The organism is Methanocrinis sp. (assembly GCF_049974945.1).
GTDB lineage: Archaea > Halobacteriota > Methanosarcinia > Methanotrichales > Methanotrichaceae > Methanocrinis.
Map to the genome: position 1 here is coordinate 1 of NZ_JBNGCU010000043.1, position 13,339 is coordinate 13,339.

At 61.2% G+C, this 13,339-nt stretch carries 15 protein-coding genes; 9 read left to right on the forward strand and 6 right to left on the reverse strand.

The window, feature by feature from the left end; translation table 11 throughout:
* Positions 1-1,077 (forward strand): DUF5814 domain-containing protein (locus tag ACP5EL_RS05685; protein WP_428401522.1); only part of this gene is annotated, 1,077 nt, incomplete at its 5' end.
* Between the two features lie 56 nt (positions 1,078-1,133).
* On the opposite strand, the gene ACP5EL_RS05690 is transcribed toward ACP5EL_RS05685, so the two are convergent.
* The 3 genes from ACP5EL_RS05690 to ACP5EL_RS05700 all read right to left on the reverse strand — a co-directional run bounded on the left by ACP5EL_RS05690 (position 1,134) and on the right by ACP5EL_RS05700 (position 3,570).
* Positions 1,134-1,691, reverse strand: a complete 558-nt coding sequence (locus ACP5EL_RS05690) for a hypothetical protein (protein ID WP_428401523.1) — start codon at positions 1,689-1,691, stop codon at positions 1,134-1,136.
* Positions 1,692-1,704: 13 nt separating this feature from the next.
* Entirely contained in the window at positions 1,705-2,511 is an 807-nt protein-coding gene (locus tag ACP5EL_RS05695; protein ID WP_428401524.1) for a hypothetical protein, read from the reverse strand.
* A gap of 69 nt (positions 2,512-2,580) precedes the next feature.
* Positions 2,581-3,570 carry a helix-turn-helix transcriptional regulator gene (locus ACP5EL_RS05700; protein ID WP_428401525.1) on the reverse strand — a complete coding sequence of 330 codons (990 nt, stop codon included), beginning with the start codon at positions 3,568-3,570 and terminating at the stop codon, positions 2,581-2,583.
* Between the two features lie 221 nt (positions 3,571-3,791).
* On the opposite strand from ACP5EL_RS05700, the gene ACP5EL_RS05705 reads away from it, so the two are divergent.
* From ACP5EL_RS05705 to ACP5EL_RS05730, 6 genes are all read left to right on the forward strand, one after another.
* Positions 3,792-5,051 carry a hypothetical protein gene (locus ACP5EL_RS05705; protein WP_428401526.1) on the forward strand — a complete coding sequence of 420 codons (1,260 nt, stop codon included), beginning with the start codon at positions 3,792-3,794 and terminating at the stop codon, positions 5,049-5,051.
* Position 5,052: 1 nt separating this feature from the next.
* A complete protein-coding gene (locus ACP5EL_RS05710) occupies positions 5,053-6,633 on the forward strand; it encodes a hypothetical protein (protein WP_428401527.1) in 1,581 nt (526 codons plus the stop codon).
* A gap of 53 nt (positions 6,634-6,686) precedes the next feature.
* Positions 6,687-7,865 (forward strand): hypothetical protein, encoded by a 1,179-nt coding sequence (locus tag ACP5EL_RS05715; RefSeq protein WP_428401529.1) that lies wholly within the window; start codon positions 6,687-6,689, stop codon positions 7,863-7,865.
* Positions 7,835-8,473, forward strand: coding sequence for a HemK2/MTQ2 family protein methyltransferase (locus tag ACP5EL_RS05720; protein ID WP_428401530.1), 639 nt, complete (start codon positions 7,835-7,837; stop codon positions 8,471-8,473). Before ACP5EL_RS05715 ends, ACP5EL_RS05720 begins: the two co-directional genes overlap by 31 nt.
* A 131-nt stretch (positions 8,474-8,604) precedes the next feature.
* Entirely contained in the window at positions 8,605-9,009 is a 405-nt protein-coding gene (locus tag ACP5EL_RS05725) for a DUF1699 family protein (protein WP_428401531.1), read from the forward strand.
* 113 nt (positions 9,010-9,122) lie between these two features.
* Complete coding sequence (locus tag ACP5EL_RS05730; RefSeq protein WP_428401532.1) at positions 9,123-9,524, forward strand: DUF1699 family protein; 402 nt, start codon at positions 9,123-9,125, stop codon at positions 9,522-9,524.
* Positions 9,525-9,560: 36 nt separating this feature from the next.
* On the opposite strand, the gene ACP5EL_RS05735 is transcribed toward ACP5EL_RS05730, so the two are convergent.
* Positions 9,561-10,532 (reverse strand): NOG1 family protein, encoded by a 972-nt coding sequence (locus ACP5EL_RS05735; RefSeq protein ID WP_428401534.1) that lies wholly within the window; start codon positions 10,530-10,532, stop codon positions 9,561-9,563.
* A gap of 122 nt (positions 10,533-10,654) precedes the next feature.
* Between ACP5EL_RS05735 and ACP5EL_RS05740 the strand changes: the two genes are divergently transcribed.
* Together ACP5EL_RS05740 and ACP5EL_RS05745 are read left to right on the forward strand one after the other, a co-directional pair.
* Positions 10,655-10,933 (forward strand): H/ACA ribonucleoprotein complex subunit GAR1, encoded by a 279-nt coding sequence (locus ACP5EL_RS05740; protein WP_428401535.1) that lies wholly within the window; start codon positions 10,655-10,657, stop codon positions 10,931-10,933.
* Positions 10,911-11,924, forward strand: coding sequence for a transcription initiation factor IIB (locus ACP5EL_RS05745; RefSeq protein WP_214031479.1), 1,014 nt, complete (start codon positions 10,911-10,913; stop codon positions 11,922-11,924). Before ACP5EL_RS05740 ends, ACP5EL_RS05745 begins: the two co-directional genes overlap by 23 nt.
* Before the next feature lie 25 nt (positions 11,925-11,949).
* On the opposite strand, the gene truA is transcribed toward ACP5EL_RS05745, so the two are convergent.
* Complete coding sequence (gene truA / locus ACP5EL_RS05750; protein WP_428401536.1) at positions 11,950-12,750, reverse strand: tRNA pseudouridine(38-40) synthase TruA; 801 nt, start codon at positions 12,748-12,750, stop codon at positions 11,950-11,952.
* 33 nt (positions 12,751-12,783) lie between these two features.
* The coding region (locus ACP5EL_RS05755; RefSeq protein ID WP_428401537.1) for an aconitase family protein at positions 12,784-13,339 on the reverse strand (556 nt) is incomplete at its 5' end.

Sequence of the window (13,339 nt, forward strand, 5' to 3'; positions counted from 1 at the left end):
CCCAACTCCGCCGCCTACCACGCCGGGATGCAGTACGACCAGAGGAGGAAGGTGGAGGCCCTCTTCGCGGAAGGGAAGATCGACGCCGTGGTGACGACGGCCGCCCTCGCCGCAGGGGTCGACTTTCCCGCCTCCCAGGTGATCTTCGACTCCCTGGCCATGGGGATCGAGTGGCTTTCAGTCCACGAGTTCAACCAGATGCTGGGCAGGGCCGGAAGGCCCGGCTATCACGATCGCGGGATCGTCTACCTCCTTCCCGAGCCCGGCAAGAAGTATCAGGGCGCAAGGAGCGAGTCCGAGGACGAGGTGGCCCTGCGGCTTTTGCGGGGAGTGATGGAGGACGTCCTACCCGAATACGAGGAGGAGGAGCAGCAGGAGGAGGTTTTGGCAAACGCTGTGGTGGCGAGGTCGAAGGAGGAGCTGGTCCGGCTTCATCATCTGACCATCGGCCTCGACGACCTCGACTCGAGCCTCAGGGCTCTTGCAAAAGCCGATCTGGTGAGGGGGATCGCTCCCACCCGGCTCGGCCGGGCGGCGGCGGCCCACTTCCTCACCCCCGAAGATGTGTCTGTGATCAGAGAGGGTCTCGCCGAGGAGAAAGGGCCTCTGGAGGTGGCCGTCGACCTGGATCGGTTCGAGGACCTCTACCTCAAGGCGGCGGACCGGATCTCGGCGAAGCTTCGGATGCAGGTCTCGGCGAGGGCGCTCCACGGCTCGGTGATGGACCTCCTCAGCAGCGAAGACCTCACCAAGCTCGACCCGAAGGTGCGCGAGGAGCTGATGAACTTCGCCAAGGACTTCACCCGATGCGGCTGCAAAGATTCTCCCTACTGCGGCTGCCCCGAGAGGAAGGCCTCCCTCAAGATCCTGGAGCTCCGGGCCGAGGGGTCGAGCCCCAACGGGATCATCCAGGAGTTCACCGACTCTTACGGGATCGGCGCCTACACCGGCGATCTGATAAACTACCTGGACTCGATCGTCCGCCGCCTGGAGGCGATCGAGGAGATGGCGCGGGTCCTGGGCAAAAAGGAGACGGCGAGGGAGGCGAAGAGGCAGAAAGAGAGGATAGAGGGGTGAACCTCCGACCTTGTTTTGATATATTGGCCGCACCCCTGCTCCCCCTCGAAGGGTCATCAGGAAATGACATAATCGATCACCACCTCAGCCCCCTCCACCTCGCAGCCGAGAACCTCCACCGCCAGGGAGTCCTCGGCTTCGGCGACGGAGTAATCGAGCCCCTCTGAACAGCTGACTGCCATAACCTCTGCGTCTTGGGGGAGATGGAAGGCCAGATGAAGCTCTTCCCACCATCCTTTGGCCTCAAAAGTGAGCCTCGTTCCGTCCCCCAAAACCGTCGTCAAGCCGTCTCCCAGGGCGTAGAGTTCCCCCGTATCTTGATCGTAAAAGCGCTCGAAGCCCTGGAGGAAGGCCAGATCTTCCAGGCCTTCTGCCTGGAGATAGCCGACTATGAGAGCCCTCTCTCCACCATCCAGGTAGATCTCCAGGACGATGCTTCCGGTGGCCGTCTCCTCCTGGCCCTCATCGTCCAGGCCGACGGGATCGCCGCCTTCTGCCGGGAACGCTGAGAGGGCCGAAAGGGCGACGGCGGCCGCGAGCAGATAAGACAGGACCTCTGAAGCCGATCCCCGGCGAAGAGGTCGAGCTCTCTCATCATCTCTGATCAAGTCCAAAACCCCTCCGATCTCAGAGGCCCGGGCCGCCCAAGATCCTCTCCAGGAAGGGGTCCTGAAACCCCGGGCTCCGCCATGGCGGAGATGAAGGCCCGCCTCTGTGAGCTCGCATCTCTCCGACCTCCGGTCCGCCGAGCCAGCCCGGGCAGCCCCCCATCCCACAGCCGGTGCCGATCGACGAGTCCAGGACGACGGCGTAGCTGCCGGTGTAAGGGCCGCTGAAGATGACCAGGCTTCCGATGCCGATCGCGGAGCCGTCCTCCTGGCGGCGGCTCCGGATGTCGATCTGCCCCGCCGTCTCCCGGCCCGACCCGGGGGTCGTCGGGATCGCGCCCCAGACCGGCTCCATCAAATCTGCCACCAGGGTCGAGTTTCCTCCCTCTGAGGTGACCCGGAGCTCTTCGAGGAGGTAGTGGGCCTGGCCTACGCGGATGTTCCCCCGATAGCTGTAAGCCCGATCTTCGCCCTCGATCTCCGCCTTGATCTCTCCCAGGGTCCGGTTCTCTCCCAGAAGCCGGCGGACCTGGGAGGGATCGATCCCCCTCACCCTCTCCACCTGGAGCCTTACGGGCAGGGTCCTGTTCTCGGCACCCAGGGCGAACCCCCTCTCGGAACTGACTATCGATATCAGAACCGGGGGCCCCTCCTGGGGGTGGACCATCCCGGCGATCTGGCAGAAGATCGGGCCGGCCCCCCCCCGACGACCGCACTCTTCGCCCTTCAGGCCGTCCGAGGGGGGGGAAAAGCCGGTCGCCGCAGAGCTCATCAAGATCAGGATCGCCATCCCCAGGCCCATCATCCTTCGGAGCAAGGGTCTCATCTCTCCATCACATCCTGGTTCTCCAAACTCTTTTGGTCCTCCAAATTGTTTCATCTCTCCTGACGCCCCTCACCTGAGCCGCTCGGCCAGCTCGATGACGTTGGTTCTGCCCCATTCCTTCTTGGTCACTATATTCCTCCTCTCCAGAGAGACTATTATCCCCGTGAGGGAGGATTTGGGAATTCCCGTCTCGTACCTGATCTCCGCCTGGGTCATCTTGCCGTCGTATTTAATCAGGGCTTCCAGGACCGACCTCTCCCTCTCGGTCAGGGTCTCCATCACCGCCACCATCTCCGTCGAGATGTGAGCCTCGATCTCCTCCTCGGAGGGGTGGGTCCGGGCCTCTTTGCCGGGCAGATCCTCTTCGACCGCGCGCCTCTCTTGATGGTCGGACTCTTGGAGGTCGGAAGCTTCCGCCTCGGAGACGATCTCGACCGGATCGCCGTACTGGGATCCGTCATCACGTCGGGGCGAGGCCCCCCCCAATCTTCTGAACCCGACCGCCGCCGCGATGAGGAGGGCGATGAGGAGGGCGCCGACCAGGACGAGAGGGGGCGAAGAGCCGTCCTCTGCGGGAGGGCCGCTCGCCCCCTCGTCGTTCCCGCTGGTCAGAGGCTGGCGGTATCGGACGGTGGCGGAGGGGTCCATTACGTCGTAGCCGTGAAACTCCACCACGAAGGAGTCGCTGGAGGAGGAGACGAGATAGTCGAGGCCGACGGTTCCGGTGATGTTGCTGAGCTGGACGTCCTCCGAGAGGTAAAAGGTGACGTGGTACTCGCCGTAGCTCCCCATCGCGGGCAGTCTTATCTCCCAGTCCTCGCCGTTCTTCCAGGTGAGGGCGTTGGTGACCGCGTAAAGCTGACCGGCTTCGTCCTCGTAGATGTACTCAGAGGAGTTCAAAAAGGGGAGACCTTCGATCTCTTTTGCGTACCCAGTCACCAGAGCCTTGCCGGCATCGTCTGCGTAGACGTCGAGGACCAGACCTCCGAAGTCGGTTTCTTCCTCGCAAGAGCCCAAGCTGAGGACGACGGCTGCGGTCAAGAAGAGGGTCAACGCCAATCGGCTCTGTCCTTCGATATCCTTCATCGGGATCCTTTTGCAAAGCTCCTTTTGAGTCTGAAGTTTAGGTCGAATATATTTAAGATTTGGGCGTGGGAGGAGCGTGAGATATAATCTATAAAAGGGGGGGGTCTACATCCCCGGCCTGAAGACCGGGGTTTTACGCCCCTCTCCGCCCCCCAATACCTATAAATGATAAAGTCCAAATTGGGCCGTTCTGTATGAGCCGAAAGTCCTCACGTCCCAGAATCGCCTCGGCGATGGCATGCCTATCTCAGGTGCTGCTTCTCCTGCTATTCTCTGCCTCGATCCCCGGGGCCGGCGTCCTGGAGGCGAACGAGTACGGAGAGATAGAAGAAAAGGCGGCGAGGTCCGAGCCGGCGGCACCAGAGGAGGCTTTCGGCCTCGCGGGGGAGGGTGCCCAGGAGGCCGCGACCTGGGGACCGGCTGAGGTTGGAGACCTCTCCGTCTCCTCCGGTGCAGAAGGCGGTTTCGGCGAAGACGCTACGGCGGAGATGGAGAGGCCAGAGGCGAATGAGACCGAGGCCGCCGACTCCGCCGGCTCCGACGAGGTCGAGGAGGTGACGGAGACGGCAGAGCCGACGATGGCCGAGGCCGTCGTCTACGTCTTCAACAACGACGACGACGCCCTGAGCATCTCTCTCTTCATAGATTCGGAGCTGAAGGAGACCGAGGACGTATCCAAGGAGAAGGAGAAGAAGTTCGGCAGCTACCAGCTTGAGGCGGGCTCTCATTCCTTCAAGATCGCCTGGTGGGACGACGATACAAAAAAGGGCCATCAGGAGGAGCTGATCGCGACGGTGGAGGGCGCGACGGCGATAACCCTCTACTCGACCCGGAACAAGGAGCCCGAGGAGTTCGAGGTCAACGTGATGCTGAGAAACGAGAACCGAGAAGATCTCGAGGCTTACCTCTACATCGACGGGGAGTACGAAAAGCAGAAGACCGCCAAGAAGGAGAGCACCACCGACTTCGGCAAGTTCGACCTGGAAGAGGGGACTCACGATCTGGCGGTGAGGTGGCAGGACCCGGAGACGAATATCGAGTACGAGAAGAGGAAGACCCTCAGGGTCGACGGAAAGGACGCCGTGACCTTCTACGCCCCCCAGGGCATGACCTTCGAGAGCGATGAGAAGGCCGCCTCCACGGCGACGGAGCCGAAGAGGACCACCTCGACGAGGACCGCCCCTTCGACGACGAGAGAAGACGGCGGCGAGGAGGAGCCGTCCTCGACCGGGGATGGCGGCCCAAGAGAGGTGCCTTCTGAGGCCGACGAGGTCGAAGCCGCCGCCGGGAAGGGAGAGACGGCCAAAGAAGAGGACGCTATGAGCGCGAGCGGCCGCGAGCCCCCGTCCGATGGGTGGGATGGGGACGCTGCGCCGGATCTGGCCGGCAGGACCCTATACGTCTCGGCCATCGGCGCGATCCTGGCCCTCTACATAATCTTCTTCAGGCGTTGATATGATGAGAGTGCTCATCGCCTATCTGCTCCTGGCCTCGATGATCGGGACGGCGGTCGAGTGGGGCGACAGCTCCGAAGGGGATCTCCGCTGGGGAGAGACGCTCTCGATGGGAAGATACACCCTGGAGGCGGCGGACTTCAGTCCCGAGGACGCCATGCCCCGGATGGTGATGCTGAGGCTTTACAGAGATGATGAGCTGATCGCCACCAGAGCCCTGGAGTCGGGCGAGACCTTCTCCCTCGAAGACGAGGTGATGGTGGTGGTCGAGGAGGTCAAGATGAGGGACTACCTCCTCGGCGAATCGGTGGAGCCCCGGGCCAGAGTGACCCTCCTCCTCCGGGCCGTTCCCGAGCTTCGGGTCCGGGTGGTCTCAGACGAGGACTCTTATGAGGCGAAAGACTGGGCGAAGCTCGAGATCGAGATCGAGAATGTGGGGGTGGCGGAGGCCGAGGAGGTGGAGGTGGGGTTGACGATGAAGCCCTCGATCGTCTCCTCGAGATATTCGAGGTCGAGCCTCGCCCCCGGCGAGGTCTGGGATGACCATCCGGCGACAGAGGAGATCGACCCCATCGAGGAGAGGTTCAAGGTGCCTTCGGTCCCCGGACCCGAGGAGGTCGCGGTGAAGGTCCACGCCCGCTACCTCGACCCTGAGGGGGGTCTTCACGATTCCTGGGGCGCAACGAGCTTCGACCTCTCAGGGCCCCTCCGAGTCTACAAGCGCACAAAAGACGCGATCAAGTTCGGAGATGTGGGTTACGTCCACCTCACCGTGAGCAACAGAGGCAACAGGACCCTGGAGGTCGACCTCTCCGACTCAGCGGGGCGGGACTTTCAGGCAGACGCAGCACTGAACTGGAGGATGAAGATCCCTGCGAGGGGGACGGAGGCGGCCAGCTACTCCATCAGCGCCAAAAAGCCCGGCCAGGGGCAGGTCCTCCCCCCGGCCGAGGCCGCCTACAGCCTGGACGGGAAGAGCTACCGGGTCAGCTCGGCGAGCCCCATCGTCGACGTCATCGGCCCCCTGGTGGTGGTCGAGAAGAATGCCTCCTCGGCTCGGGTCGAGGTGGGGGGAAGGGTGACGGTGACTCTGACGGCGAAGAACGTCGGCAACCGGAGGACCAAGGCCTCGGTGAAGGAGACGGTCCCGGCATGGGCTCGTCTCGCCTCCGGGGATACGGAGCTCTCCCGCCTCCTCCTGCCGGGTGAGTCGGCCTCTCTTGTGTACACCATATCATGCCCTGAGGCTGGCAGGTTCGAGATCCCGCCGACGGCCGTCTGTTACCGCAGCGACGATGGGACCGCCTGTACCCTAGAGTCCTCCCGGCTGCGGATAACAGTCGAGGAGGCGGAAAGGGCCGACCCGACGGCCGACGATATCGAAGAGGCGAAGCTCTCCCATCAGTCGTCGTCTTCGATGGATAAGGTGGCAGGACCGGACGGCAGCCGGGAGACGGGGGTTGAAGAAGATGAGGGCGATGACGAATCGGAAGGCGGCAAAGCCGCAGGAGAGGGGCCGATTCTCTGGGCGCTCCCCGCACTGATCCTGACCATTTTCGTGGCCTTTGACCGGTACATTTGAGCTATGATCATGGATGCAGCTTTATTTGAGATAAGAGGTGTGGGGGGATAAGGTTGTATAGATCCATCCAAGTCGCCCCGCTCATCAGAGCGAGCTTAATTCTTCTGATCCTATCCCACCCCGCCCTCGGCCAGGCTCCCGACCTGGCCTGGGATGAGGTCTTCGGCGGATCGGGGGGCGAGAGGGGCCTCGCCCTCCTGGAGACGAGAGACGCCAGCCTCATCGTCGCGGGATACACCTCCTCGAAGGGAGCCGGCGGCAGAGATCTCCTGCTGATCAAGACCGATCCGGAGGGGGGGATGGAGTGGGAGAGGACGATCGGCGGTCCCGCCGACGACGAGGGATGGGCCGCCCTGGAGACGAAGGACGGCGGCTATCTGGTGACGGGGGTCACCGGGTCCGAGGGCTCTGGCGGAAAGGATATCTGGCTGGTCAAGACCTACTCCGACGGCTACGAGAGGTGGAAGGAGACCTTCGGTGGGCCGGGGGACGATTGGGGCGTCGCCGTCCTGGAGGCGGCCGACGGGGGCTATGCCGTGGCCGGGGTCACCGCCTCTCACGGCTCCGGCGGCTCTGACGGCTGGATCTTGAAGACTGACCCAGACGGGAAGAAGGACTGGGACGTGACCATCGGAGGGTCCAAGAACGACTGCCTCAGCTCGATATTGGAGATCGATGGCGGCTACATCGTCCTGGGAACCACCGAGTCCTATGGCGCAGGCGGAAAGGACGTCTGGATCGCGAAGACGGACGCCGAGGGGGAGAGGGTCTGGGAGAAGACCTTCGGAAAAGGCGGCGACGAGAGGGGCAACTTTGTCCTGGAGACGAAGGACGGCGGCTACCTCATAGTCGGAGTCGCGGAGTCTGAGGGCTCTGGTGGAAGAGATCTCTGGATGGCGAAGACCGATGCCGAGGGGGAGAAGGTCTGGGAGAACGCCCTCGGCGGTCCCGGCGATGACGGCGGCTGGTCGGCACTGGAGGCCGAGGGCGGAGGCTTCATAGTCTTGGGCTACACCGGGTCTCAGGGGAAGGGGGACCAGGATATCTGGCTCTTGAAGCTCGGTCCCGAAGGGGAGCGGGTCTGGGAGAAGACCTTCGGAGGGGCGGGCTTCGACCTCGGAAGGTCCATCGTCTCGACGAAGGACGGAGGATGGGCGATGGCGGGATGGACCCAGTCTCAGGGAGCGGGGGGCGAGGACCTGTGGCTTTTGAAGACCGAGAGGGGATCGTGACGGAAGATCGGGGAGGTGGCCGAACTTCGGCGGCCTGCGATGTGAAGGGGGATACCAATCTGGACGACGTTTATGAGCCCGCCGAGGATACCCTCCTCCTTCTCGATGCCGCCCTTAAGGAGGTCGGCCTCCTCGACCACGTCCTTGAGATGGGGTGCGGCCGCGGGATGATATCACAACGGCTGGCCTCCCTGGCCGGGACGGTTCTCGCCACCGACGTCCACCCCCGCGCCGTGAGGTTCCTCCAAAGAATGGGGATCGACGCGGTCCAGGCAGACCTCTTCTGCGGCATTCGGTCGCAGTTCGATCTCGTCATCTTCAACCCGCCGTACCTTCCCACCGCTGAGGAGGAGGTCTTGGAGGGGTGGCTCAACTTCGCCTTCGACGGCGGAACGACGGGCAGAGATACGATAAACCGATTTCTGGAGGCGCTGGAAGATCACCTCGATCCCGAAAGGGGACGCGCTCTCCTCCTGGTATCGAGCCTCTGCGGCCTCTCCGAGGTTGCGGAGAAGGCCGAGAGAGAAGGGCTGAAGGTCGAAGTGGTCGCTAGGGAGAAGCACTTCTTCGAGGAGCTCTTCGTCCTGAGGCTCTCCCTCCGTCGATAGGCCGAACCGAGAAATGAGCTGCAACGAACCTCCCCGGTTGGGCTGCGGTTTTGCTTATATCAAGCAAAAATGTTGGAGTGCAATAAACTTATATGCGAGAAACAATAACGTGTTATGGCTGAGGTGCTGCGATGCTGAAGATCAGAGTTGTCAGTTCCAAAAAAGAGATCGATGAGCTGAACAGAAACGAGCAGATGATACATCTTGCCTTCAGAGCCTCCAATACGGACATATTCAGGCTCCTTCAGGCCTGTCCCCGGCTCAGGGCGATCCAAGTTCCGTCGTCCTACTACAAGACCATGTCCCATGCAGGTCAGATGTTCCTCGAGATGCAGGGGGTCGATATCATCGAGGGCGACGTCTGGGGGCACAGAAAGGACATCGACGAGTACTACACCGTAGACGACAAGGTGATTGAGAGGATAAACAACCTCCAGTCAGAGGGGATGAGCGCCGACGATATCGCTGGAAGGGTGTCCAGGGAGTCGAAGCTCTCTGCGTCTATGGTCAAGTACATGGTCAAACAGACGACCTGAGGGACATGGTCAAACAGACGACCTGAGGGTAGGCGAAAGATCGCCGGCCATCCTCGTCTCGTTATTGAGCTGATCACGATTGAGCTGATCACGATTGGGGTGTGATTTCGTTGATGAAGATCAGAATAGTAAGCTCCAAAGACGACATAAATGATATCACAAGGAACGATCAGACGGTTCACCTGGCCTTCAGGGCCTCCACCACAGACATGTTCAAACTGTTGCAGTCCAGCCCTCGGCTCAGGGCCGTACAGGTCCCCCCCTCATACTACAAGAATATGCCCAGCACCGGTCGGGCTTTCCTGGAGACCCAGGGAGTCGATATCATCGAGGGCGACGTCTGGGGGCACAGAAGGGACATCGATGAGTATTACGTAATCAAAGACGCGGTCATAGACCGGATAAGGGGGCTGCGGTCCGAAGGGCTGAACGTCGACGAGATCTCATCGAGGATATCCTGGGAGTCGAAGCTATCTCCTGCGATGGTCAACTACATAATAAAACAGTTGGCCTGAGGGGGATAAACCCCTCCTTCTAAGAGGCGCCTTATCCTACACTTCATCTCTCCTTTCCGACTCCATCTCATCGGCATAGCGCTCCTCATCGGCATTTTCCAGCATCTCAACCATGCGGTCCAAGACCTCCGCGACCCCCTCCCCGCTGAGCGTGGACATGGTCATCTCTGCGCCCTCGTAGGCGGAAAGATCGTTCTTGTTGGCCACCACCAGCACCGGAAGGCGAAGCCAGCTCTTTACGTCGGCCAGAAGTCTGAGCTGGTCGTCCAGGGAGAAGCCGCAGTACTCGCTGGGGTCGAGGATGAAGAGGACCACACCCCGAAGGTGACGGAGGGCGGCTACGGCCTGAAGCTCGATCTCGTTTCTCATGGATAAGGGCCGATCCAGAAGTCCTGGGGTGTCCACCACCTGATACCTCTGGTGATCGCGGGTGAAGTGGCCGACACCCACACCTTTCGTGGTGAAGGGGTAGCTTGCGATCTCGGGCCTCGCCCCGGTGACGGCGATCATGAAGCTCGACTTGCCGACGTTCGGGTATCCTGCGATGATGACGGTTGGAATATCAGGATCCACCGTGACCATCTTCCTCAGCTTCTGGCGGGCATCGTTAAGGAAGAGGAGGTCTGGCTCGATCGACTTCATCACCGAGGCCATCCTGCCGAAGGCGGCCCTTCTGATCGACGGCTTATCTGCAGATCCCTTCATCCTCGCAAGGTGATCTTTTGTGATGGACCTGATCTGAGTGCCTGCCCAAGATACTCGTGAGAGATGAATCCTCATCTCGTCCACCCCCACCGCAGCGTCGGCGAGGTCGTGGTAGAAGGGGGGGATGTTCATGAAGGAGGGATACTTTCGGACCAGATTTGTCAGATTGTCAGAGAGGATGTTTCCGGCGGTCATCAGCATCGCCTCGTCCTTCTTCTGCCCCGAAGCCGCCCTCTTCGACCTTCTGAAAGCCCGGTCCACCAGCTCCTGGGAGGTGGGGACGGTTGGAAGCCTTTCGAACATAACCGCTACGCAAGTACCTACGGGGAGATAAACTTTGAGTCCGAGGCCAATACTCATCAAATAAAATGTTTGCGGAACCTTTATATATGATAAACCCGAACGGATAGGGGTGAGGTGACCTGTTGAGAAGGTTGGGCACCACCCATCATTTAGTTCAGAAGAAATTGATTGTTCGCGGAGAGCCGACAAGTGGAGGAAAAAAAGCAGCGATTCCGAGGATCAATTCTGTCGTTGTAGATCACAAGAAGGTCGGGATGGGCCGGGTTTTTGACGTATTCGGTCCGACGGATCACCCCTACATCGTCGTCAAGCCTTATAGGAACGTCGATGCGGCGGCTCACCTGGGAAAAAAACTCTATTTCGAGGAGCGCGGATTTGGTGGAAGAAATAGAAAAGATTAGGGAGATCGAACGGTCTGAGAAGGAGAAGATCCAGGAGAAGATCAAGCTCAGGCGAGAGAAGGAGAAGGTAGACGAGTTCGAGAAGTTCATCGTCGAATGTCCCGAGTGTGGAAGCCACGCCCTGGTCCACGACTACGAGAGGGCGGAGCTCGTCTGCAGCGACTGCGGTCTGGTCATAGACGAGAACTTCATAGACCAGGGTCCCGAGTGGAGGGCCTTCGATCACGACCAGAGGATGAAGAGGTCAAGGGTAGGCGCTCCCATGACCTACACCATCCACGACAAGGGCCTATCGACGATGATAGACTGGAGGAACCGGGACTCCTACGGGAAGACCATCTCCTCCAAGAACAGGGCCCAGCTCTACCGTCTCCGAAAGTGGCAGCGGAGAATAAGAGTCAGCAACGCCACCGAGAGGAACCTCGCCTTTGCTTTGTCTGAACTCGACAGGATGGCCTCGGCTCTGGGCCTCTCTCGGAACGTGAGGGAGACGGCGGCGGTGATCTACAGGAAGGCCGTCGACAAGAACCTGATCAGGGGAAGGAGCATCGAGGGCGTCGCCGCAGCGGCTCTATATGCGGCCTGCAGGCAGTGCAACGTTCCCCGGACCCTCGACGAGATCGCCGAGGTATCGAGGGTCAGCAGAAAGGAGATAGGAAGGACGTACAGGTTCGTCTCTCGGGAGCTCTCCCTCAAGCTGATGCCGACGAGCCCCATCGACTACATACCCCGCTTCTGCTCCGGCCTCTCTCTCAAGGGTGAGGTACAGGCAAAGGGTATAGAGATCCTCCGCCAGGCGGCGGAGAAAGAGCTCACCAGCGGCCGGGGCCCCACGGGGGTGGCGGCGGCGGCGATATACATCGCCTCCATCCTCTGCGGCGACCGGAGGACCCAACGAGAGGTGGCGGACGTCGCCGGGGTGACGGAGGTCACCATCCGGAACCGCTACAAGGAGCTGGCAGAGGAGCTGGGAATCGAGATCATCCTCTGAGTGGCTCAGGAGAATCTGAAGCGGCTCAGACGAACATGGCCCTGGCAAGGACCCCCGTGGCCTCTGCCAGGGCCATCTCTCTTCTCCAAAACTTGGACATCCTTTCCTGAGCCATCCTCATGGAGTAGGGCTCACAGGTCCACTCGACCCCCTGGTATCCCACGTCCATCAGGATCAGCCCCTCGGCGGGGGCGGCCTTTACGCCCTGGTTGATACCTGTATCGAGCAATTCTCGAACCCAGTCCAGATCTCGCTCGCCGGACCCTGCCACCTCCAGGACGGTGACGATCTTTCTCACCATGTTCCAGAGGAAGCCGTCGGCCCTGACGTCCAGAATTATAGAGCTGTTCTTCTCCGATATCTCGAGCTTCATCAGATCTCTTGTGGTAGGCCTGCTCTTCTCCGAGGATAGGTTTCTAAAGTCGTGTACTCCCAGAAGCTCGCAGGCAGCCCCCCGCATAAGGTCGAGGTCGAGGCCGTCCTTGGGGAGGATGTACCTGTACTCCCGCCAGAGGGCCGCATGCCTCGCGCTGAAGTTCTCGGGGACCTTCGCCCAGGCCCAGGCCCAGACGTCGGGAGGAAGCCTGCTGTTCACGACCCGCGGGATCGCTAGATCTGCCTTTCCCGGATCGATGAAGAAGTCGATCACCTGGCCGAGGGCATTCACACCCCGGTCGGTCCTCCCGGCGTAGCAGAAGCTCCCGTCGTTTAAGGCCAGGCCCCGAAGGGCCTCTCTGACCACGGACTGGACGGTCAGGACCTCGGGCTGGAGCTGAAAGCCGTGGTATCCGCCACCGAGGTAGCCGAGCTTGAAGGCGACTTTCATGCTTCTTCTATCCTTCTTCCGATCGTACCACGATCAGATCTCTCTCGGATCGGTGATCTCACCGGTGATGGCCCCGGCGGCCGCCGTCGCCGGCGAGCAGAGGTAGACTCGAGCCTTCGGACTTCCCTGCCTTCCCTGGAAGTTCCGGTTCGAGGTGGAGAGGGATACCTCGCCGTCGCCGAGAAGGCCGAAGCTTCCGCCCATGCAGGGTCCGCAGCAGGGCGACTCGACGGTGGCTCCGGCGTCCATGAACTGCTCGACGAGGCCGGCCCGGAGGACCTTCATGTACTCGGTCCTGCTGGCGGGGATCACCATCATCCTCACCCCCCGGGCCAGGGGCTCGCCTTTCATCACCTCGGCTGCGAGGCTTAGATCCTCAAACCTCCCGTTGGTGCAGGAGCCGAGGAAGACCTGGTCGACCTTTGTCCCGGCGATGTCGCTCGCGGGCACCACGTTGTCGACATTGTGAGGTACGGCCACCTGGGGCACCAGGTCGTCGACCTCCCAGACCCGTTCCTCAACCGAGGCGTCGTCGTCGCCGTGGAGGACGGCTCCTTCGTCGAATCCATCGACCCGCTCTCTGATGTAG

What these genes read in the sequence shown, in the direction of transcription:
- ACP5EL_RS05695 (WP_428401524.1), bottom strand. Translation starts at nt 2,511, where the DNA reads ATGAGACCCTTGCTCCGAAGGATGATGGGCCTGGGGATGGCGATCCTG.
- ACP5EL_RS05705 (WP_428401526.1), top strand. Translation starts at nt 3,792, where the DNA reads ATGAGCCGAAAGTCCTCACGTCCCAGAATCGCCTCGGCGATGGCATGC.
- ACP5EL_RS05710 (WP_428401527.1), top strand. Translation starts at nt 5,053, where the DNA reads ATGATGAGAGTGCTCATCGCCTATCTGCTCCTGGCCTCGATGATCGGG.
- ACP5EL_RS05725 (WP_428401531.1), top strand. Translation starts at nt 8,605, where the DNA reads ATGCTGAAGATCAGAGTTGTCAGTTCCAAAAAAGAGATCGATGAGCTG.
- ACP5EL_RS05730 (WP_428401532.1), top strand. Translation starts at nt 9,123, where the DNA reads ATGAAGATCAGAATAGTAAGCTCCAAAGACGACATAAATGATATCACA.
- ACP5EL_RS05735 (WP_428401534.1), bottom strand. Translation starts at nt 10,532, where the DNA reads ATGTTCGAAAGGCTTCCAACCGTCCCCACCTCCCAGGAGCTGGTGGAC.
- truA (WP_428401536.1), bottom strand. Translation starts at nt 12,750, where the DNA reads ATGAAAGTCGCCTTCAAGCTCGGCTACCTCGGTGGCGGATACCACGGC.